The sequence below is a fragment of the Streptomyces sp. NPDC002643 genome (assembly GCF_053592555.1).
On sequence record NZ_JBSFVY010000022.1, the window covers coordinates 1 to 18718 of the forward strand.

20 protein-coding genes are annotated in these 18718 nt (G+C 69.4%); 7 read left to right on the plus strand and 13 right to left on the minus strand.

The genetic code is table 11. The features are described from left to right. Positions 1-229: 229 nt before the first annotated feature. From ACWD4G_RS29450 to ACWD4G_RS29470, 5 genes are all read left to right on the plus strand, one after another. A complete protein-coding gene (locus ACWD4G_RS29450) occupies positions 230-376 on the plus strand; it encodes a hypothetical protein (protein ID WP_451298664.1) in 147 nt (48 codons plus the stop codon). Between the two features lie 232 nt (positions 377-608). Then, positions 609-1547 (plus strand): NmrA family NAD(P)-binding protein, encoded by a 939-nt coding sequence (locus ACWD4G_RS29455; protein ID WP_451298666.1) that lies wholly within the window; start codon positions 609-611, stop codon positions 1545-1547. Between the two features lie 355 nt (positions 1548-1902). Continuing rightward, a complete protein-coding gene (locus tag ACWD4G_RS29460) occupies positions 1903-3129 on the plus strand; it encodes an FAD-dependent monooxygenase (protein WP_451298668.1) in 1227 nt (408 codons plus the stop codon). Between the two features lie 51 nt (positions 3130-3180). Beyond that, on the plus strand, positions 3181-3903 hold the full coding sequence (locus tag ACWD4G_RS29465) for a TetR/AcrR family transcriptional regulator (protein ID WP_451298670.1): 723 nt from the start codon (positions 3181-3183) through the stop codon (positions 3901-3903). Positions 3904-3947: 44 nt separating this feature from the next. Next, positions 3948-4370: a nuclear transport factor 2 family protein gene (locus ACWD4G_RS29470; RefSeq protein ID WP_451298671.1), complete on the plus strand. Its 423-nt coding sequence runs from the start codon at positions 3948-3950 to the stop codon at positions 4368-4370. A gap of 177 nt (positions 4371-4547) precedes the next feature. On the opposite strand, the gene ACWD4G_RS29475 is transcribed toward ACWD4G_RS29470, so the two are convergent. The 10 genes from ACWD4G_RS29475 to ACWD4G_RS29520 all read right to left on the minus strand — a co-directional run bounded on the left by ACWD4G_RS29475 (position 4548) and on the right by ACWD4G_RS29520 (position 15352). Beyond that, entirely contained in the window at positions 4548-5714 is a 1167-nt protein-coding gene (locus ACWD4G_RS29475; RefSeq protein ID WP_451298673.1) for an alpha/beta hydrolase family protein, read from the minus strand. A gap of 56 nt (positions 5715-5770) precedes the next feature. Further along, positions 5771-6706 carry a VOC family protein gene (locus ACWD4G_RS29480; protein ID WP_451298675.1) on the minus strand — a complete coding sequence of 312 codons (936 nt, stop codon included), beginning with the start codon at positions 6704-6706 and terminating at the stop codon, positions 5771-5773. A gap of 29 nt (positions 6707-6735) precedes the next feature. After that, positions 6736-7830 carry an FAD-dependent monooxygenase gene (locus ACWD4G_RS29485; protein WP_451298677.1) on the minus strand — a complete coding sequence of 365 codons (1095 nt, stop codon included), beginning with the start codon at positions 7828-7830 and terminating at the stop codon, positions 6736-6738. Between the two features lie 44 nt (positions 7831-7874). After that, entirely contained in the window at positions 7875-8711 is an 837-nt protein-coding gene (locus ACWD4G_RS29490) for an acetoacetate decarboxylase family protein (RefSeq protein WP_451298679.1), read from the minus strand. 7 nt (positions 8712-8718) lie between these two features. Next, on the minus strand, positions 8719-9705 hold the full coding sequence (locus ACWD4G_RS29495) for a cyclase family protein (protein ID WP_451298681.1): 987 nt from the start codon (positions 9703-9705) through the stop codon (positions 8719-8721). A gap of 180 nt (positions 9706-9885) precedes the next feature. Further along, a complete protein-coding gene (locus ACWD4G_RS29500) occupies positions 9886-10791 on the minus strand; it encodes a LysR family transcriptional regulator (RefSeq protein WP_451298683.1) in 906 nt (301 codons plus the stop codon). A 275-nt stretch (positions 10792-11066) separates the two neighbouring features. Next, positions 11067-12098, minus strand: coding sequence for a quinone oxidoreductase family protein (locus ACWD4G_RS29505; RefSeq protein ID WP_451298685.1), 1032 nt, complete (start codon positions 12096-12098; stop codon positions 11067-11069). Between the two features lie 80 nt (positions 12099-12178). Further along, on the minus strand, positions 12179-12724 hold the full coding sequence (locus ACWD4G_RS29510; RefSeq protein ID WP_451298687.1) for an ester cyclase: 546 nt from the start codon (positions 12722-12724) through the stop codon (positions 12179-12181). 463 nt (positions 12725-13187) lie between these two features. After that, positions 13188-14036: a lipocalin-like domain-containing protein gene (locus tag ACWD4G_RS29515; protein ID WP_451298689.1), complete on the minus strand. Its 849-nt coding sequence runs from the start codon at positions 14034-14036 to the stop codon at positions 13188-13190. Between the two features lie 104 nt (positions 14037-14140). Beyond that, positions 14141-15352, minus strand: a complete 1212-nt coding sequence (locus ACWD4G_RS29520) for an FAD-dependent monooxygenase (protein ID WP_451298691.1) — start codon at positions 15350-15352, stop codon at positions 14141-14143. Positions 15353-15554: 202 nt separating this feature from the next. Here ACWD4G_RS29520 and ACWD4G_RS29525 point away from each other — a divergent pair, with 202 nt between their 5' ends. Further along, positions 15555-16223 carry a TetR/AcrR family transcriptional regulator gene (locus tag ACWD4G_RS29525; protein WP_451298693.1) on the plus strand — a complete coding sequence of 223 codons (669 nt, stop codon included), beginning with the start codon at positions 15555-15557 and terminating at the stop codon, positions 16221-16223. Between the two features lie 248 nt (positions 16224-16471). On the opposite strand, the gene ACWD4G_RS29530 is transcribed toward ACWD4G_RS29525, so the two are convergent. Further along, positions 16472-16729 (minus strand): hypothetical protein, encoded by a 258-nt coding sequence (locus ACWD4G_RS29530; protein ID WP_451298695.1) that lies wholly within the window; start codon positions 16727-16729, stop codon positions 16472-16474. A gap of 156 nt (positions 16730-16885) precedes the next feature. After that, the gene (locus ACWD4G_RS29535; RefSeq protein ID WP_451298697.1) at positions 16886-17209 is read right to left on the minus strand and encodes an NIPSNAP family protein; all 324 of its coding nucleotides are present in this window, start codon (positions 17207-17209) and stop codon (positions 16886-16888) included. 99 nt (positions 17210-17308) lie between these two features. Here ACWD4G_RS29535 and ACWD4G_RS29540 point away from each other — a divergent pair, with 99 nt between their 5' ends. Further along, complete coding sequence (locus ACWD4G_RS29540; RefSeq protein ID WP_451298699.1) at positions 17309-17959, plus strand: TetR/AcrR family transcriptional regulator; 651 nt, start codon at positions 17309-17311, stop codon at positions 17957-17959. A 16-nt stretch (positions 17960-17975) separates the two neighbouring features. On the opposite strand, the gene ACWD4G_RS29545 is transcribed toward ACWD4G_RS29540, so the two are convergent. Further along, entirely contained in the window at positions 17976-18590 is a 615-nt protein-coding gene (locus ACWD4G_RS29545) for a TetR/AcrR family transcriptional regulator (protein ID WP_451298701.1), read from the minus strand. Positions 18591-18718 lie beyond the last annotated feature (128 nt).

The following is an 18718-nucleotide window of genomic DNA, read 5'->3' on the forward strand; positions in this document are numbered from 1 at the left end:
CTACGAACGCAAGGCCGAACACTTCCTGGCCTTCACCGCCATCGCCTGCAGCCTCATCTGCTACCGCAGACTCACCAAATGAGACGACGCCTTAGCCGATCCGGCTCCCGGAGGGGCGACGGTGCGTCACCAGCCGGCTCCCCATCACCGGCCACCTCCATGAGCAGGTACGTCCGCCACCCAGGCTGAACGAATTGAACAATTTGGTCAGTTTGGCTAACCTGGAATCATGAGCGTGAGCATGCATCGCCGCATCGAGCGTGCGGCCGTGGGCTCCGGTGGCTTCGACACGACCCCGCTGAACCGGGCCACCCTCACCGGGCGGAGTCGGCGCGCCGCGGTGAGACCCCGGCCGGGCAGTTCCCGCCCGGCATGAGTGGTGTCGCAATCCCTGTCCCGACATCAGCGGATCGCCCACCCCATCGGTGCGCCGCAACCGCGCCAGAGCAATGGTGCGCAGCCGAATACGGCCGCGCGTGCTCTCGCCGTCGCGGCGAGTTTCCCAGCACGGTGCCGGCACTTTTCATCCGGTGAATGCCAGGCGTGCGCCATCGGCTGAGTCCCGTCGGCGCCGAACCCTCCACGCACGCATCCCGAAAGGAATTCCCATGGCCGAAAGCATCAACAGCAAACCCGTTCCGCGCAGCGTTCTCATCTTCGGCGCGTCCGGTCACATCGGCAGGCCACTGGCTGAATTTCTCCGCCGCGAGGCACCGCAGATCCAACTGCGCCTGGTGAGCAGCAAGCCGGAGCGCGTCGACGATCTTCGCCGCGGCTTCCCCGAGGCCGAGGTGGTTGTCGCGGACTACTTCGACCTCCCCTCGCTTGAATCCGCCGTGCAGGGGATAGAGGGAGTCTTCGTCAACACCCCCGGCGGAACGGACGAACGGCCCGCCATGACGAACATGGTGGCCGCCCTCCAGCACGCGGGCACCGCGATCCACGTCCTGCGCACCGTCGGCATGCAGCCGGAGGCCAACCAACGGCGCATCCCGCAGTCCATCCGCGACAACAGGCTCGGACTGCCCGTTCAGCATCCGGTCGTCAAGCACATTCTTGACGAGAGCGGCCTGCCGGTGACCTATCTCAACATCGGCGCCACGTTCATGGACAATTTCTTCTGGATGAAGGAGGGCCTGAGTCGCGAACGCAAGCTCATCTGGCACAACCGCCTGATCCCCTTCATCGACCCGCGCGATATCGCCGAAGTCGCGGGACGCCTGCTCCTCTCCGACAACCATCGGCACATCGGCCAGTTCCACACCCTGAACAACGGCCACGATCTCATGCGCTTCAGTGAGGTCGCCGAGCTCATGAGCGAGGTCTTCGGGGAGAAGATCACTTACGACGGCAGCGAGGAAGCCTTCCTCAAGGCGTATTCCGGCCGGCTCGGCCCGCTCGTTTCGACTTTCTGGGAGTTCTTCGAGTACGAGAGGGAGAACGAAGTCGTCTGGGCCCGCAACGATTTCGTCGAGCGCACACTCGGGCGCAAGCCGATCACCGTACGGGAATGGCTGCGGGAACACGCCGAGCCTCTGTTGAAGTGAGCAGTACCGCGACACCGACGTGAGCGTCGCCGCCCCGCGACCGCTCACGGCCACAGAACGCCGAAGCCGCCGGCTCCGGCACGCCGATCACATATCCGTCGGCCATGGGGGAATCCCCGGACGGTCAGGATGCGTGGTCGGCGTTCGCGCGCGGCCGTGCTCGACCAGCGGTCGACTCTCGCCATGGATTCCCGACCGCCGAAGGTTGCCGCAGGCGACACCCATCGCTCCTTGGAGGCTCCTCGCAGCCCCGAGACGCCCGCACGCCCGACCGCCCGTCACCCACACAGCGAAGTGACCCACATCACGAACTGACCAGATGACGAATCTGGTCAGTTCCTCTAACATGGAGGGCATGGAGATCACGAACAGCAACAGCAAGAACCGCCGGGCACTGGTTGTGGGTCTGGGGATCAGCGGGATCGCGACCGCCCTGCGGTTGAAGCAGGTCGGCTGGACCCCGGTCATCGTCGAGAGGGCCCCGGCGCGGCGCACCGGTGGATACTTCATCGCTCTCTTCGGCGGGGGGCGGCCTCCCGCCGAACGCCTGGGCATCCTGGACAATCTGCAGGACCGGATACCCGTCGGCGGCCGTCAGTACGAGATCGACCGCGCGGGGAACCGGAGGCTCGGTCTGGGTTACGGAGACCTGCCCGGCAGCCCCTGGATGATGGTGCGCGGCGATGTGGAGGAGGCCGCCTTCGCGGCCCTTCCCAAGGACGTGGAGATCCGTTACTCGACCGTGCCGACCCGGATCGAGCAGGACGCCGAGGGTGTGGACGTCACGCTGACCGACACCTCGGACGACACCACTGTCACCGAGCGGTTCGATCTGGTGGTCGGCGCGGACGGACTGCGCTCCACCGTGCGGTCCCTCGTCTTCGGCCCGCATGAGAAGTACCTGCACCGGCTGAACTACATGGCGGTCGCCTTCCAGCTCCCCGGCCCGCTCAGCGAGATCCATCCGGACGACGGGGCGATCCTGATGGAACCCAACCGGTCGATGTGGCTCTTCCCCTTCGCGGGCAGTCCTCAGACGGTGCTGATGAGCTACCACACCGACGATGTCGACGCCGAGTTCACCGAGCCGCCGGCCACGCGGGTGCGCGCGGCGTTCGGCACCGAGCCCACCGGCCGGGTGCTCGGCGAGGTGCTGGACGCTCTGGACAAGGCGGACGACCTGCTGTTCGACTCGGTCGAGCAGACACGCATGGACCGCTGGCAGCGCGGCCGGGTCGTGCTGGTCGGTGACTCGGCCTGGTGCGTCAGCCTCTACGCGGGCATGGGCGTCTCGATGGGGATCACCGGCGCGGACCTGCTCGGGACCATGCTGGAGCGCCACTCGGAGGTGCGCCACGCCCTGGCCGCCTGGGAGCAGGCGCTGCGGCCCCACGTCGACGTGTTCCAGGAGAACGGGGTCCAGCAGCGCATGTTCTTCGTCCCGGCCAACAACAAGGAGCTGGCTCTGCGCAAGGCCATGAACGTGGGGATGCGGCTCCCCGGCACCTCGCACCTGCTGAAGCAGTTGCAGGCCAGGGACAAGGCGGGCCGGCTGAAGGACACGGACCTCGCCCTAGCATGAGGCCGGTCCCGCTCCCCGGGACCACCTCTTAGTACAGGCAAGGACGCGACCATGACTGCATCGGCTGAACACGACTCCGCGACGGCCACCCGAATCCTCGCCGCCGCCAGGGACCTGGTCCTCAAACGCGGCGTCAAGGGCCTGACCGTGGCCGAGATCGCGGAGAAGGCGCACGTCGGCAAGGGCACGGCGTATCTGTACTGGGGCACCAAGCAGGACCTGCTGTTCGGCCTGTTCGCCCGGGACTTCCTGGCCGTCCTCGACGACGGGATCGACACGCTGAGCGCCGATCACGAACAGTGCCGCCCGCACCGGCTCTGCCCACAGCTCATCCGCGGCGCCGTCGACCGCCCGTTCGTTCAGGCCCTGCAGACCGGCGACGCCGACCTGCTGGGTGTCCTCACCCAGCAGCCACGCAGCATGGAACTGCTCGACCTGGCGGGCCCCGCCGCGCTGATGTACACCGTGCTGCCGGTGTGGCGCCGGCACCGGCTCGTCCGTACCGACTGGCCCCTCGACGAACAGGCCTACGCGCTTCAGGCGCTGATGGGTGGCTTCCTCAGCAACGTCACCCGCCCGCAGACCCCTCAGAGCATCACCGTCGCCGACCCCTACGCGGTCATCGCGACCGCCGTGACGGCCCTGCTGGGTCCCGAGGAAGCCGACCCTGCCGAGGTCCGCGCGACCGCCGAAGAAGGCATGCGGGCGCTGCGCGAGAAGCGCGCGGCCGTCGTCGCGCTGATCACGGCCAACCAGGAGACCAAACAGAGTTAGCCACCGGAACGGTTCCGGTGCGAGAGATCAACGGAGGCAGTGTCATGACTCAGGCGATTGAGACGGTCACGAAGGCCGGATCGACCAACCCGAACGAGACCGTGATCGACCGCTACATCAGGATCTTCGACCGCGTGGCGCACGACCGCGGCGTGCTGGAGGAGCTGTTCGAGCTCTTCGCGCCGGACGCCACCGTGCAGCTCGCCCAGTTCCTCGAACCGGTGACCGGCCTGCCCGCGATCAAGGAGCTCTACCGGAACCTCACCTCGTCGATGGTGGACAGCCAGCACATGTGGAAGAGCACCGTGCTCGACGACGGCAGGATCGAGTGCCACTGGGCCCAGGTGGGACGCGGCAAGGACGGCCGCCTCGCGACCGGGCAAGGCCACGAGTTCGCGACCGTCAACGCCGAGGGACTGATCACGGACCTGCGTAACACCATGGTGGAGCCCACGGGCTGGGCCTGACCCGCCCGGGCCGACGAGGCCCCCTTACGAAGCGATGCTGAGGACCCCCGGCCTTCCCGGCCGGGGGTCTTTTCGTCCAGTGGGGCGGGTTCTGCGGGGGGCGGGTTCTGTGGGGCAGACCGAAGACCCCCGGCCGGGAAGGCCGGGGGTCTTGTTCTGCGGGTCAGCTCGTGTGGGTCAGGCAGGCCGCGTCGGTGAACCGAATGTCTCGGCGACCCAGTCGGCGATGAAGTCGGTGGCGTTGTGCGGGCCGTCCAGGTGGACGTGCTCGACGCCTCCCTCGCGCTCGGTGTAGATCTTCAGTTCGCGCTTGGGGCTGTTGACGGCCTGCTCGTAGCTGCGGTGGGCGTACTCGACGGGAATCTGCCGGTCGTTCACGCCGTGGGTGATGAGGAAGGGGACGGTGATCTTCTCGACCACTCCGTCCAGGGTGACCTCCTCGACCGCCTTCATGAACTCGGAGAGGTCCTCGTGCCCCCACACCCACATCACGTGGTCCCAGTAGTGCGGTACCGGGCGCTCACCCTCGCGTTCCAGGCGGCGCCTCTGCATCTCGCCCCAGTCGTGGTTGGCGCCCCAGGCGACACACAGCTTGAGCCGCTTCTCGAAGGCGGCGGCCCTCGGCGCGTAGTAGCCGCCGAGCGACCAGCCGACGATGCCGATCCGGTCCGCGTCGACGTCCTGCCGGGTCTGAAGGTGGTCGACGCAGGCGGCGGCCCAGTCCTCGGCCCGCACGGTTGCCGTCAGCCCGTTCAGCCGCAGTGCCCCTCCGGTACCTGGCTGGTCGACCATGAGGGTCGCGACACCACGGCGGGCCATGGCCTGCGGAAACCCGGAGAACAGCATGCTCTCCTTGAAGCTGTCCAGGCCGTTGCACTGGATCACGCAGGGCGCGGGCGAGCCGTCCGCGGTGCGGGCCGGCATGTAGTACGCGGGCAGGGTCGAGTCGCCGTACGGGATCTCGACGATCTCGATGTCCTCTCCGCCGAGCTTGATGGCCCGGTGGTGCAGGCCCACCGCCCGCTGGTAGACGGCGAGTCGTCCGGGCGAGCCGGGAGCCTGCATGCGCTCGGCGAGGATCAGGTAGGAGCCGGCCCGGTGGTACTTGGCGGCGGCGCTGAAGTGCCGGCCCGCCGCCTCGTCCAGTTCGGCGAGTTCGACGAGGTTGTCGGCGACGGCGGTCCAGGCGGCGAGGAAGTCCTCGGTGCCCGCGTCCTCGCCGCGCCGGGCCGCCTCCCTCAGGGGGCGGCAGGCTCGGTCCACCTCGTCGATCGTGCCGCCGCTGTTCAGCACGGCGACGACGGAGAGGTTCCATGTGTAGTTGCCGGGAAAGTACTCGTACATGTCTGTGTCCCTAGGGCCGGTGTGTACGGAAATCAGTGGTGGGGCCGGCTGACGTCTCACACCGGAGGGGCGACGAAGACGGGGTCGGGCAGGTCGGCGGGCGACTTGGCCATCATGTCCTCGACCGAGTTGGCCGTGCCCCACTGGTCCTGCACCATCGGGTCGCTGAAGTCGTAGATGTGCGGATGCCAGGTGTCCTCGTCGAGCAGCTCCAACTCGGTCGTGTACTCCATGACGTTGGCGCTGGGGTCGATGAAGTAGCTGAAGGTGTTGTCACCGCCCAGGTGACGGCCCGGCCCCCACATCAGCTCCACGCCCGCCCGCTTCAGCCGGCCGGTGCCGCGCAGGTACTCGTCGATGCCGCGCAGTTCGAAGGAGACGTGGTGCAGTGAGGCGTGCCGGCCGCGCGCGATGGCGAAGCTGTGGTGCCGGGGGTTGCAGCGCATGAACCACATGGCGCCGCCGATCTTCGGGTGGGTGAGGGTGTCGGAGAGGGCGAAGTCCAGGTGCTTCTCGTAGAACGCGACCAGGACTTCGGGGTCGGGCGAGTTGATGACCACGTGCGACAGCCGCACCGGCACCGACTCCTTCTCCTCCACCTGACGGTGGGCCCGGGCGGCCACGTCCGCGGAGACCTCGACGACGCGGCCGTCCGGGTCGAAGAAGCGGAATCCGTAGCCGCCGCCGGGAGTGTCGAGCTTCCCCGGTTCGGTGATCAGCCGTACGTCCGCCAGTGTCAGACGGGCGGCGAGCGCGTCGACGTCACTCGCCGTGGCGGCGCCGAACGCGATCAGATCGACGCGCTTCTGCTCGGCCTCGCGCAGCCGGACGACATACTGCTCGGGTGAGCCGACGGCCGCCAGGAAGGCGAGGCCGGTGTCGTCGGCCACCCTCTCCAGGCCCCACAGGTCCTGGTAGAAGGCCAGTTGCCGGGAGAAGTCCGGTACCGCCAGGTCGACGTGGCGGAGATGGGTGATCAGACGGTCGGGCATCGTGGGGCTCCGTTTCATGTTTCGCGTGATCAGGCGGGCCGGCGGAGAAGTGGGTAGAGACTCGTCGTGAGGGTCGCGGCGTCCACCGCGCGCTCGGGGGTCCGTACGACGTCGCACAGTTCGACCGAGGTCCGCACGACACTGCGCACCCGGTCGAAGCGGCGTGCGGTGAAGGCGTCGAAGAGGTCCTGGTCCAACGTGTCGTGGTTGGTGAGGAGTTCGGCGAGGACCAGCGCGTCTTCCAGGCCCATGGCGGCGCCCTGGGCGAGGGTGGGCGGGCAGGCGTGGGCCGCGTCGCCGATCACGATCGTCCGGCCCCGGTGCCACGGGGAGTCGACCAGCAGGTGGTCGAGGCTGCGGTAGTCGACCTGCCCCGGTTGGGTCACCGACTCGCGGATGGCGGGCCAGAAGCCTCCGAGCCCTTCGGTCAGCCGCCGGAACTCGGCGACCTGGTCGAGCTGCCGCAGCGCGGACCGGTCCCGGGCGTCCTCGATGATGAAGGTGTACAGGTGGGTCGCACTGATCGGGTTGTAGCCGGTGATGTACTGCGGGCCGGTGCCGTGTTCCAGGACAACGTGTTCCAGGCCCTCGGGACGCCTGGCGTACGCACGCCAGATCGCCAGACCCGTGGGGCTCGGGAGGTCCGGGATGCCGATCATGGCTCGCGTGGCGGAGTGGATGCCGTCGGCGCCGACCACGAGGTCGTATTCCGCGACGGTGCCGTCGTCGAGGGTGGCGGTGACCCGGTCGCCGGTGTCCACCAGTTTCTCGACGGTGCTGCCCAGCCGGACCCGGGCGCCCGAGCGGCGGACGGCGTCCCTGAGGATCGCCTGCAGGGTGGGCCGGTACATCCCGCACACACCGGGCAGGTCCGGACCGCCGTACTTCCACTGGTCCAGATGGGCGGGCGTGGGCGCGATTGCGGCCTCGACCTGGTCCCAGACGCCGGCTTCGCGCAGGACGCGCAGGGCGTTGCCCAGCAGCGTGATGCCCGAGCCGTGGGCACCCCACTCGGGGTCCTTCTCGACCAGGTCGACCTCGATGCCCGACCGGCGCAGCAGGATGGTGAGGGTGTTGCCGACGGTTCCGCCTCCGACGACAAGTACGTTGCGGACACTGGGCATGGTGCCTCCTGGCAGATGAGGTGCTGTGCTCCGCTGGATGCGGTTCAGGCCAGCACGCGGACGTCGTAGTGGTCGGCGTAGCCGCTGGTCACGGTCAGCGTGACGCTGGGTGTCCCGAGGACGGGCAGCTCCGAGAGCGGATTGACGATGTGGTGGAGGGTCGGCAACTGCTCGAAGGTCGCGGGCTCGAACGCCACGGCGCCCTGGCCGGTCCGCACGCTGACGAGCCTTGTCTCTGACGCCGCCGCGAGGCCGGTGCAGGTGACGTCGTCCGCGTCGGCCTCGCCCCACCGCCCGGGGGCGGGCACCCACCGGTGGTGCAGATACGGCCGCGGCTCGGGCGCCGGCGCATCGGGCGCGGGTGCGGGCGGGGTGAGCGTGTGACCCGACACCTGGGCGAAGGTGAAGCCGTCCCAGGCGGCGGACATGGACAGCGTGCCGGTCCCGGGCTCGGTGCGCAGGTCGCCGAGGTCGGCGTAGAGCTTGCTGAACCCCAGCTCCTCCCGCCCGGAGATGATGGGGTCGGCGAGGTTCTCCCAGGTGACCAGGTCCAGGTCGCCGCGCACGGTCTCCCCGCCGTGGTAGACCACGGGGACGCTGACGGACAGCAGGTTGTAGCCGCGGCCCGCGAGCCAGGGCAGATCCCGCAACTCGGCCGCTACGACCGTGTAGTGGCGGCCGTCGAGCGTGAACCGCTCGGGCAGGAAGGCCACGAGGCGGTCCGGGTCGGACGGCACCCGCACCGAGAGCTGGGTCGTGCGGCCCCGGTCGGGGGCGGTCCAGCGCCCGCCGTCGGGCCGCTGGCGCGGTCCTGGCTGCGGGCCGAAGGCGGTGGGCATGCGATACAGAGCGGCGGCGGTGCGCGGCGGAACGGTCGTCATGGCGGGCCTACTTGACGGCGAGAGGGTTGACTGGGGCGCCGGCGGCACCGGTGAACGGGATGGGGCCGGCGGCGAGCAGGAACTCGTACACCCCGTCGGCGGCGCAGTCGGCGGCCAGCGCGTCGAGGTCCCAGATCTCCCCGACGGGCATGCCGATATGAGGGATGACGACCTGGTGCAGGGGCTGGAAGGACCGGTCGAATTCGTTCGGCCGGACCTCGAATCCCCAGGTGTCGGTGGCGACCGCGGCGATCTCCGTGCCGTGCAGCCAGCCCGCGGTGGTGAAGGACAGCCCCGGCGCCGGCCCGCCCGCATACGTCCCCCATCCCTCGCGGCGGGCCCGCGCCAGACGGCCGGTGCGGACGAGGACGATGTCTCCTCGGCCCACCGCGGACGTCGCGCCCTGGGAGGCGATCGTCTCCTCCAGGTGGTCCGCCGTGATGGCGAAGCCGTCCGCGAGCTCGCCGTCCGTCCCGAGCGCCCGGCCCACGTCGAGCAGTACGCCACGGCCGACGAGCGGCGCGGCCAGGGTCTGTACGCCGGTGACCCGGTCCCCCCGCACACTCGCGACCTGCGCGGCGTCACGGCCGTTCCATGCCTGGCCTCGGTCGAAGACGTGCCCCAGGGAATCCCACTGGGTGGCGCACTGCAACGGCATGACCACCATGTCGTCGACGCCGCCGAAGCCGTGCGGGGGGAAGGGCACGTCGTCGCCGGCGTCGCCGGTCTCGATGGCGCGCACCGTGTACAGCGGGTTGATCCGTCCGCCGTCGCCGGTCTGCGGTCCGTCCGAGCCGAACTCGATGGACAGGGAGAACGAGACACCGCGGCGGACCAGCGAGGCGGCCCGCATGCGGGTGTCCGCGTCGATGAAGTTCACCGTGCCCAGCACGTCGTCCTCGCCCCAGCGGCCCCAGTTGGAGAAACGGGCCGCCGCGGCGGCGATCGCCTCACGGGGCTTGGCGGGATCGAGGGGCGTGGGCGGACGCGACATGAAAGGCCTCCTCATGCGGGACCGGTGTACGAGTCGGCCGCTGCGATGTGCCCGGGGATTCGCCGACGCGATCCTGCGGCCCGCTTCGACGGTGGCAGCCCCCTGCCTGATCAGGCCAACAGATCTTTCGTATGGAGAGATCGGTACGACCGATAGCCCGAGGTGAACGCGCGCACCCGGCTACTCGGCCAAGGTCTGCGAGGTGCTGCTCACCAGTCGCCGGAACCACACGTGGCCGGCGTCCCGGGAGTGTGCGGGATGCCACCAGAAAGCCTCGGTCAGCGGCGGCACCGGTACGGGCAGCGGAGAGAAGTCCAACGCCTCGTACGCGCCGAACCAGGCCGCCAGACGGCTGGGAAGCACGGCGATCCGGTCCGTGTGCGCCACCATCGGGGGCAGGCCGAGAAAGTCCTCGATGAGCAACTCCACGCGGGGTTCCATCCCCAGAGCCGCGAGATACCGCACCACCGGATTCTGAGCGCGCCGCTGGTCGTGGGCGAGGACCCACGGACGCTCCGCCAGCTCCTCCAGCGTGAGCGGCCCGCCCTTGACGTCGCGGTCCGCGGCCCGCAGGCAGACCCATTCGTCCTGGTAGAGATCCATCGCGGGATAGCCGCTGAGGAATCCGCGCGGTGCCAGAAGACCGTCCGCCGCGCGCAGCGCCGGCTCCAGTTCCCCGAACGAGTGGAGATCGCGCACTCTCACCCGGATACCGGGACCCGCGTCACGCAGCCGGTCCATCAGAGGCTTGACGAAGACCGCGAGCCCGTTGCTGCCCGCGATGAGGGTGAACGTGCGGTCACTTGTCGTCGGGTCGAAGTCACCGCGTATCCGGAACGTCCGCTCGACGCTGTCCAGGCTCTCGGCGACGCGGTCACGCAGGAGCAGGCCCAGCGGCGTCAGGTCGTACTGGGTGCCGTGGCGCAGCAGCAGCTCGTCGCCGAAGTGACGGCGCAGCTTGGCCAGGGCGTCGCTCATGGCGGGCTGGCTGAGACCGACGCTCTGCCCGGCCCGGGTCACATGCCGCTCGTCCAGCAGGGCCCGCAACGCGATGAGCAGGTTCAGATCAAGGCTGTGCAACCGCACACGGGCTCCTCCGGGTGATGCCGCCGGTCCGCCCGTGGGCGCGTTTCACGGTCCGTGGGCCGCGCGCTCCCCCCGCAAAGGGGTTCGCGGCCGCACGGGCGGCCTCGCCTCGCCGGCGTTCGAGGGCGTCGGGGCGGCTCGGTGACGTGTCCTGCTCCGGCCGGGAACGGGACGTGGGACCGGGCCCGGTGGCGTCCGAGAGGGGGGGCGGACGCCACCGGCCGGGGTTCAGGGGGATGTTCTCCGCCCCGGTCGCCCGTCGTGGTGGGGCGAGGTCAGTCCGCCCACGGGAGCAGGACCACCTTTCCGGTGGTCTGCCGGCTCTCGATCAGCAGGTGGGCCTCGGCCGCCGCGGACAGTGGCATCCGCCGGCCGTGGGAGAGCCGGAGGCGTCCGCTGCGGACGTGCTCGGCCAGTTCGTCGAGGGCCTGGTTCATCTCGTCGCGGGCGTGGGCCTGGTAGTAGTGCAGGCCGAAGAAGCCCAGGGTCTGGTTCATCCCGAGCCGGCCGGTGCTGATCTGGGCCGCGAAGTCGACGACCGGCAGTCCTCCGTTGGCACCGCCGAACACCACGACGCGTCCGCGGGGCGCCAGAGAGGCCAGCGTCTGGTTGAACGTCTCGTCACTGGTGCTGAGCATCGCGCCGTCCACGCCCCGGCCGTCGGTGAGGCGCAGCACTTCGGCATGCCAGTCGGGTTGTGTGTAGTCGATGGTGGCATCCGCGCCCAGCTCGCCGACGAGACGCCGCTTCTCCGGCGTGCTGGCCGTGCCGATGATCTGGCCCGCTCCCATCAGCCGGGCGATCTGCACGGCGAAGGAGCCGACCCCGCCCGCGGCGGCGAGGATCAGGACGCTGTCGCCCTTGGCGAGCCGTACTCCGTCGCGGACGAGGAAGTACGCGGTCAGACCCTGGATCAGCAGCGCCGGCGCGTCGGCGTAGTCGATGCCGTGCGGCATGGGGATGACGTTGTCGGCCGACGTCGCGACGTACTGTGCGTAGCAGCCGGAGCTCTTGGCGTCGACGATCCCGAAGACCTTGTCGCCGACGCTCACGCCGGAGACCGCGTCGCCCACCTCGACGACCTCCCCCGCGAACTCACCGCCCAGGATGGCCGGGAACTCGGTCACCGGCACGGGATAGAAGCCGGCCCGGCGGCGCTCGATGTCGGCGAAGTTGATTCCGGCGGCACGGTTACGGACGAGTACTTCGTGCGGCTTGATCGAGGGAATGGGTACGTCTTCGTAGACGAGCTCGTCGGGCGAGCCCTGCCGGTGGATGCGTGCTGCCTTCATGGTCGGAGTCTGCATGGGGGGTTCCTTTCACATGTGCACCGGCCGGAAGGCCGGCGTCCACGCCCCTCCTACGGGGCGTCGACAGCATGGGTCGGTCAGAACAGGCCGTTGTCGTGCGGGAGTTCGGCGGGGACGGGCATGACGACGTCCCAGTGCTCGGCGATCTTGCCGTCGGCCACGCGGAAGAGGTCGTAGAAGGCGACCGGGCCGCCGAACTCGCCCTCGGACTGCAGCAGGACGAAGTCGCCCTCGGCGATGACCTTGTGGACCTTCTTGTAGAGAAGGTTCTTGCCCTGCTCGGCCCAGGTCGTCGCGGCGGCCTCGAAGCCGTCGAGCCCGTCGGCGGCCTCGGGGTTGTGCTGGTGGTAGGTCTCGGTGGAGATGTAGTCGGTCAGCACCGAGTAGTCGGCGCCGACGAGCACCTTCTGCGCGAACTCCGTCACCAGGGCCCGGTTGGCCTCGGTCCTGTCGGCGCCGGTGCTCTCGGTGGGACCGTCTGTCTGGGAGCGGCCGGAGACGGTGTCCGCGACCTGCGGGGCGAGGCCGTCCCAGTGCTCGGCGATCTTGCCGTCCGCATCGACCCGGAAGACGTCGAAGGCGACCAGGGGGACCGGGCCGACACCGTGGTAGGTGCCGTGCACGGCGGCGAGGTCACCGTCGGCGATGACCCGGTGGATCTCGTGGCGGAAAAGCCGTCCGGCAGGTGGCCGAGGAGTTCCGTGGCGGCCTTGAGGGCCGTGCTCTTGATGTCGCTCATGGTTCCTCCCTCGGGGGACTTCGAGTGGTTTCGCCGGTCACAGCGAAGGCCTCACCCAGGCATCCCGGTCGGGGAACCGGTGAAGTGGAGCGACTCGCACCATTCGCGGTCGAAGGCGTACGGGGAGCCCGGTGGCGGGGTCGGCCGTCGTCGGAACTCCCGCGTTGACGGTGACGTACACCGTGCGGCCAAGATCCTTGCCGGCAAACCGGAAGACCGTCTGACATCCGTCAGATTAGTCGGATACCTGACAGGCGTCAAGTAGATTCCTGACAGACGTCAAGTAAAGGTCGTCCCGCGCGGTGAGGGAGCTCGCCTCGCGACGAGGACGCGAAGGCCTCCAGGACTCACCCGAGGACGTCCGTGTAGCCGTGCCCGGTGATGTCCCGCCCCTCGAAGGTGCCGGTCACCGAGCAGACACCGGTATAGAGGGAGCCCTCGGGGCGGCCCGGCAGCTCGCGGTAAGCGATCTCGAGGGAGGCGTCGAGGTCCGGGACGGTCAGGGTCCACTTTCCGTCACCGCCGGTCCGCCGGGCGCGGGTGAGGGTGTGGGTGCCGTCGGGCTTGAGTGCGGTGAGCCAGGACGTGCCGTCCCCCACGGTGTCCCAGACACTGAGGTAGCGGCCCGCGCCGAGGTCGAGTCCGAGCCAGGTGAACGCCAGGTGATCGTCGCCCGTGGCCGCCCACTGGCGGTCGAACCAGGTACGACCGCCGACCTGACGGGTGATCCCGTCGACGGTGATCGTCCCTGACGTGGTCAGTCCGGGCAGTGCGTACTGCACGGTCGTTCCGTCGAAGAAGGGGAAGACTCCGGCTCCGCCGTTGTAGAGCACGGGGTCCTCCCGTCGGAGGCCGAGCCGGATCGAGGCGGTGTCCGTGTCCCCGGAGATCTCGATCGCGTCGAGGTCCCCGCTCACCGCCAGGACCGATGTCCTCACATCGAGGGAGGTCGCGGACAGGGCCACCTCGTGGATGGCTTCGGGCACGTGCCGGACGCTGGAGTGGCCGTCGGGTTCCTGGAGCAGTGCGACGGTGCTGAGGCAGCCGCCCTGGAACTGCGCCACGTGGATCTTCGCCCAGAAGGTGGTCTCGTCGTCGTGCAGCCTGGCGGCGAACCACCAGGAGTCCAGCATCTCGGGGTCTTTCGCGGCGAGTTCGCCGGCGGCGTCGACCATGGTGGGGTGGGGGTTGTTCATCGTGTCTCCTTCGGCGAGGGGTGCGGCCCGGCCGTGCCGACAGGTGGCCTCGCCCGAGTGTTCCGGTGGGGGGTGGGGGGGTCGGATGCCGACGGGCCGGCAGGTCAGGTCGCGGCGGGGTCGAGGGACTTGGCCTTGAACGCAGGGGCGATCAGCTTCTTCATCACCCGCTTGCCGACCGCGTTGCCCGCCAGCGATGTGGTGAGGGTGCGGGCGAGCTTGTCCTTGCGGGTCTGGGGGACGAACTGCACCAGCTCCTTACGGCCGTGCTCCTGCATGTTGTCGATGAACGGCCGCAGCTTCTGGTCCCACTCACGCAGGGCACGGGCGGGGCTGCCCGGGTTGCGCTGCAGCAGGGTGCCGAGCAGGTCCGCACCGGAGATCGCGCTGGAGGCGCCCATTCCGGAGTACAGCGTCAGGCACCAGGCGGCGTCGCCGAGGAGGACGACCCGGTCGGTGTGCCAGGCGGGCATCACCACCTGGTGGACGGAGTCGAAGAGGACGTCGTCGGCCTGCTCGAACTGCTGCAGGAGGTTCTCCAGCACGGGCCCGGTCGGTTCGGGGCCGAAGGCACGGCGCAGCGACTCGACCGGCGGGCGGGTGAACTCCTCGTCCTCGTTCTCGGTGCGATAGCTGAGCAGCAGCCCCGGCTGGTGGTCGGTGAAGGGGAACACCCAGGCGGAGCGGCCCGGTTCCGCCAGGATCATGCCGTCGGTGACGCTGAAGCCGGGCACCGCTTCCTTGAGGACCGTGGCGCCGATGATGTGGTTGAACGGGCGCAGGTAGTCCGAGTGGGGGCCGAAGGTCAGTTGGCGCACGGTGGAGCGCAGGCCGTCGGCGCCCACCACGAGGTCGAAGCGCTCCGTGGTCTCGGTGACGGTCTCGTCCGCCGCGGTGGTGCGCAGCGTGACGTCCACGCCGTCGGCGTGCTCCTCGACGGCCACCGGGGTGGTGCCGTAGCGGATGTCGGTGACGGACACAGCGCTGTCGTAGAGGGCACCTTCGATGTCACCCCGGAGCAGCAGCCGGGGGCTGCCGGGCAGATCGCCGTATCCGAGGCCCGGCCGCCGGCGGCCCGCCCGGTCGATGTCGTACGTGATGCCGTCCTCGACGGCCCGGTTGCCGATCGCGTCGAGCACGCCCATCCGCTGGGCGGCGAGCCTGCCGGTTTCGAACAGCCCCACGAAGTAGCCGGCGGGCCGGCGCTGGGGGGCGCGTTCGACGAGCAGGCTCTCCCAGCCGATGTCGTGCAGGCGTATGGCCGTGGCCAGGCCTCCGATACCCATGCCCACGATCAGGGCGCGCGGCTTGCTCATGGCGGTCCTACCTTTCGTTGCCCCGTGTGGCGATGCCTGCCCCAGGGGGGTGAGGTGACGTGTGGACGGTCGGGGCGGCGCCACGGCGCGCGCTGATCACTCCGACCACGGAACGCTAACTGGAGAAGTCATCTCCGCTTACCTGGATCACTGTAGCACTGAAACCGGAGATGACGTCTCCGGTTTGGGTTACAGTGGTCACATGAGCAGCAAGAACGCCCCTGCCCCGCCCTCCGGGAAGGCCCCGTCGCGCCCCCTGCGGGCGGACGCGGAACGCAACCGGCAGCGCATCATCGCCGCCGCTCGGGAGGTCTTCGCCGAACGAGGACTGGACGTCACGGTCGACGACATCGCCCACCACGCGGGCGTCGGTGTCGGCACCGCCTATCGCCGCTTCGCCCATCGCGAGGAACTCATCGAGGCCGTCTTCGAGGACGAGGCGGAGCGGGTGATCGCGCTCGCGGAGCGGGCCCTTACCCACGAGGACTCCTGGGACGGCCTCGTGGAGTTCTTCCTGGCCACCGCACAGATCTTCGCCGAGAGCCGCGGACTGAGAGAGTTCCTGCTGGGAGTGACGCAGGGCAGACCCCGGGTGAGTGCCGCCCGGGACCGGCTCCATCCCGTGGTCGACGCCGTCATCTCCCGCGCCCGGCAGGACGGGCGGCTCCGCGACGACATCGAGCCGACCGACTTCCCTCTCGTCCAGATCATGCTCGGAGCCGTCACCCAGCACAGCCGCACCGTCGCCCCGGAGCTGTGGAGGCGCTACCTCACCCTCGTCCTGGACGGCATGCGCCGAGACCAGGCCGGACCGTCGCCCCTGCCCATCCGCGCACTCGATCTGGACGAATTCCACCAGGTCATGTCGTAGCCCACCCACTCCACGCCGATCACACCGGCACCGGCCCAGCGGGAGAACGGCCGCGCGGGCCCCCGTACCGCCGCATTGCCCCTACCTGCGCGATCAACGCGGGCGGCATGATCGCCGCCGACGGCATCCACGCTGCCCCTGGGGCCATCGAGCCGCCGATCGGCACAAAGGCCCCGGCGCGAGCGCCCCGACCGCCCGGCGGACGGCATCGCCGAGGACAGCCGGGCCGGCCGGACCCCGGCACTCGCCTACAGGACAGTCACCTTGTCCCCCTCGGCAGCCTGCCGCGCTGCGGCCACTTCGCGCCGATGCGCCAGAAGTCCGAAGAACCCTGCGGTGAAACCGCTGATGAGGCCGCTCACGGCGTGATTGACGGCGTTGGCCGCCACACTGTTCGGCACACCGACCAGCAGATAGTTGACGAGACCGCTCAGCACGGCCCCCAGCACTCCCCCCACGAGGCCGGCCTTCAGCGAAGCTCGCATGCCGGACGGCGATCGCCCCATGGATGCCTCGGTACGCGCTGCCGCCATCGTCGACCGCCCTTCCCGTTGTGTCGTCATGGACTCGATCCGGTCACAGCCGGCTCGCGGTCCACGAGCCGGCTGTGACCGACCTGCGGGGCTCATGGGCCGCCACCGCGGCCGCCCGCCCCGGCGCCCTTACTGAAGAGGCGAGATGGCCGTCGGGTCCAGCAGCACCGAATCGACGTGGAGGATCTTCGCCATGTCGAACCCCTCAAGGTCCTTCTGGAACTCGGGACTCGACACGAACCGCATGCCCACCTCGGCGGGGTCACTGCCCTCCGGGTTGGACGCCAGGATGTACAAGCGCGGCTCGTCGTCCGAGGGGCTCGTCCAGGCGCCGTGGATCTCGATGCCGAACAGCTTGGCGCTCGGGATGTGCTTGGCATAGACGACGTCCTTGTAGAAGTCCAGGTCCTCGCGGCTGGCCAGGGTGTAGGTGCGCAGGTCGTAGATTCGCATGTCGATCTCCTCAAGGGTGGTGGAACCGGTCCGGAGCCGGTCCGAAAGCAAGAAATAGAGGACACGCTCTATTATGGATTGGAGTGTACGCTCCAGTGCATGACCGGACAACATCCGCCCTCTGGAAAGAGCACCGAGGGACTGCGCGTGCCACAGCAGTCACGGAGTCAGCAGTCGACGGACCGCATGCTCGACGCCGCGTTGACGATCCTCGACCGCCACGGAATGGAGGGTCTGAGCATCGCCGCCGTCAGCCGGGAGTCGGGGGTGTCCAACGGCTCGCTCTACCACCGGTTCGGCGACCGGCACGGCCTGCTCGTCGCCGCACAGGACCGGTTTCTGGACAAGGTCATGGCCGACTGGCTCAGCGCCGCCGAGCCCCTGTGGGAGGACTCGGGCGACCGGGACGAGTTGCTGGCGCGCCTGGTGGACCTGTTCCTTCGGGTCTTCATGGAGTGGCGCTCGGTGTTCCACGCCTTCATGGTCACCGGACGGGCCGACCCCGAACTGCGCGCTCGCGGCGCCACGATGATGAAACGCGCGGCGAGCCACTTCACGTCCCGCCTCGGCGAACACTTCGGCTGCACGCCGGAAGCCGCCGGAACCGCTCACCAGATCATGTTCGCCCAGGCGGTTCTCCTCGTCCTCTTCAGTGAGGAGGAGACGACAGCGGTCGACGTCGACACGGAGGGACGCCGCCGCCACCTGGTGCGAGCCCTGCGAGCGGTTCTACAGCCCGCCACAGGCTGACGCGCACCCCTGCGCATCACACCCGGGAGCGCTTCCCCGAACCCGTCGCGAGCAGCCCGTTGACCACGAGTGCCGCCAGCGAATCCGCCGTGTCCGTGAGCTGCTTCGGTGACGCGGCGCCAGGCCCGCCCAGGCGCCGCGCCAATGGCCCTTCAACCATGCCCGCGACGGGCGGGATGACGGCGAAGAACAGCACATCCATGGGAACGGGCGCCATGCGCCCCTCGGCCACGAGCCGCTCGATATAGGCGCTCATGGTCCGCGGCATCGGGGCGACGCAGCACTCGTAGAGGACGCGACACCCGTAGAGGCAGTCCAGCCGCTCGGTGCCCCGGGAGAACTCGTCGACGAAGATCCGCCCGACCAGGAGGCCCACCGCGCCGCGACAGAAGCCGGCGATGATCCGCCGTAGCCGTTCGGCGTCGTCGGCCGAGTCATCCACCTGGGGCAGGCCGGCCGACCGCGACCTCAGGGCCGAGTCGACCACCGCGCGCCAGAACGCCACCTTGGACCCATAGCGGTCGTTGATGAAGTTGCGGCTGACGCCGAGGCGGACGGCCAGTTCCCTCCGCGCCCGGATGTCCCGGCCGCCTGGCGGATTCGGCTCTCGCTCCCCCCTTGCCCCCTTCACCGCGCCACCCCGGATATCCCGGAACTCACCGACAGGTTACTTGACACTTGTCAGAGTCGAGTTAATCTGACACTCGTCAGGCGATCTTTCCGGTGCGTAGGACCCAGCGCGACCAGGCGCTTTACGCA

What these genes read in the sequence shown, in the direction of transcription:
- ACWD4G_RS29515 (WP_451298689.1), bottom strand. Translation starts at nt 14,036, where the DNA reads ATGAACAACCCCCACCCCACCATGGTCGACGCCGCCGGCGAACTCGCC.
- ACWD4G_RS29535 (WP_451298697.1), bottom strand. Translation starts at nt 17,209, where the DNA reads ATGCGAATCTACGACCTGCGCACCTACACCCTGGCCAGCCGCGAGGAC.
- ACWD4G_RS29465 (WP_451298670.1), top strand. Translation starts at nt 3,181, where the DNA reads ATGACTGCATCGGCTGAACACGACTCCGCGACGGCCACCCGAATCCTC.
- ACWD4G_RS29520 (WP_451298691.1), bottom strand. Translation starts at nt 15,352, where the DNA reads ATGAGCAAGCCGCGCGCCCTGATCGTGGGCATGGGTATCGGAGGCCTG.
- ACWD4G_RS29505 (WP_451298685.1), bottom strand. Translation starts at nt 12,098, where the DNA reads ATGCAGACTCCGACCATGAAGGCAGCACGCATCCACCGGCAGGGCTCG.
- ACWD4G_RS29485 (WP_451298677.1), bottom strand. Translation starts at nt 7,830, where the DNA reads ATGCCCAGTGTCCGCAACGTACTTGTCGTCGGAGGCGGAACCGTCGGC.
- ACWD4G_RS29480 (WP_451298675.1), bottom strand. Translation starts at nt 6,706, where the DNA reads ATGCCCGACCGTCTGATCACCCATCTCCGCCACGTCGACCTGGCGGTA.
- ACWD4G_RS29495 (WP_451298681.1), bottom strand. Translation starts at nt 9,705, where the DNA reads ATGTCGCGTCCGCCCACGCCCCTCGATCCCGCCAAGCCCCGTGAGGCG.
- ACWD4G_RS29525 (WP_451298693.1), top strand. Translation starts at nt 15,555, where the DNA reads ATGAGCAGCAAGAACGCCCCTGCCCCGCCCTCCGGGAAGGCCCCGTCG.
- ACWD4G_RS29490 (WP_451298679.1), bottom strand. Translation starts at nt 8,711, where the DNA reads ATGACGACCGTTCCGCCGCGCACCGCCGCCGCTCTGTATCGCATGCCC.
- ACWD4G_RS29530 (WP_451298695.1), bottom strand. Translation starts at nt 16,729, where the DNA reads ATGGGGCGATCGCCGTCCGGCATGCGAGCTTCGCTGAAGGCCGGCCTC.
- ACWD4G_RS29450 (WP_451298664.1), top strand. Translation starts at nt 230, where the DNA reads ATGAGCGTGAGCATGCATCGCCGCATCGAGCGTGCGGCCGTGGGCTCC.
- ACWD4G_RS29540 (WP_451298699.1), top strand. Translation starts at nt 17,309, where the DNA reads ATGACCGGACAACATCCGCCCTCTGGAAAGAGCACCGAGGGACTGCGC.
- ACWD4G_RS29455 (WP_451298666.1), top strand. Translation starts at nt 609, where the DNA reads ATGGCCGAAAGCATCAACAGCAAACCCGTTCCGCGCAGCGTTCTCATC.
- ACWD4G_RS29470 (WP_451298671.1), top strand. Translation starts at nt 3,948, where the DNA reads ATGACTCAGGCGATTGAGACGGTCACGAAGGCCGGATCGACCAACCCG.
- ACWD4G_RS29475 (WP_451298673.1), bottom strand. Translation starts at nt 5,714, where the DNA reads ATGTACGAGTACTTTCCCGGCAACTACACATGGAACCTCTCCGTCGTC.
- ACWD4G_RS29460 (WP_451298668.1), top strand. Translation starts at nt 1,903, where the DNA reads ATGGAGATCACGAACAGCAACAGCAAGAACCGCCGGGCACTGGTTGTG.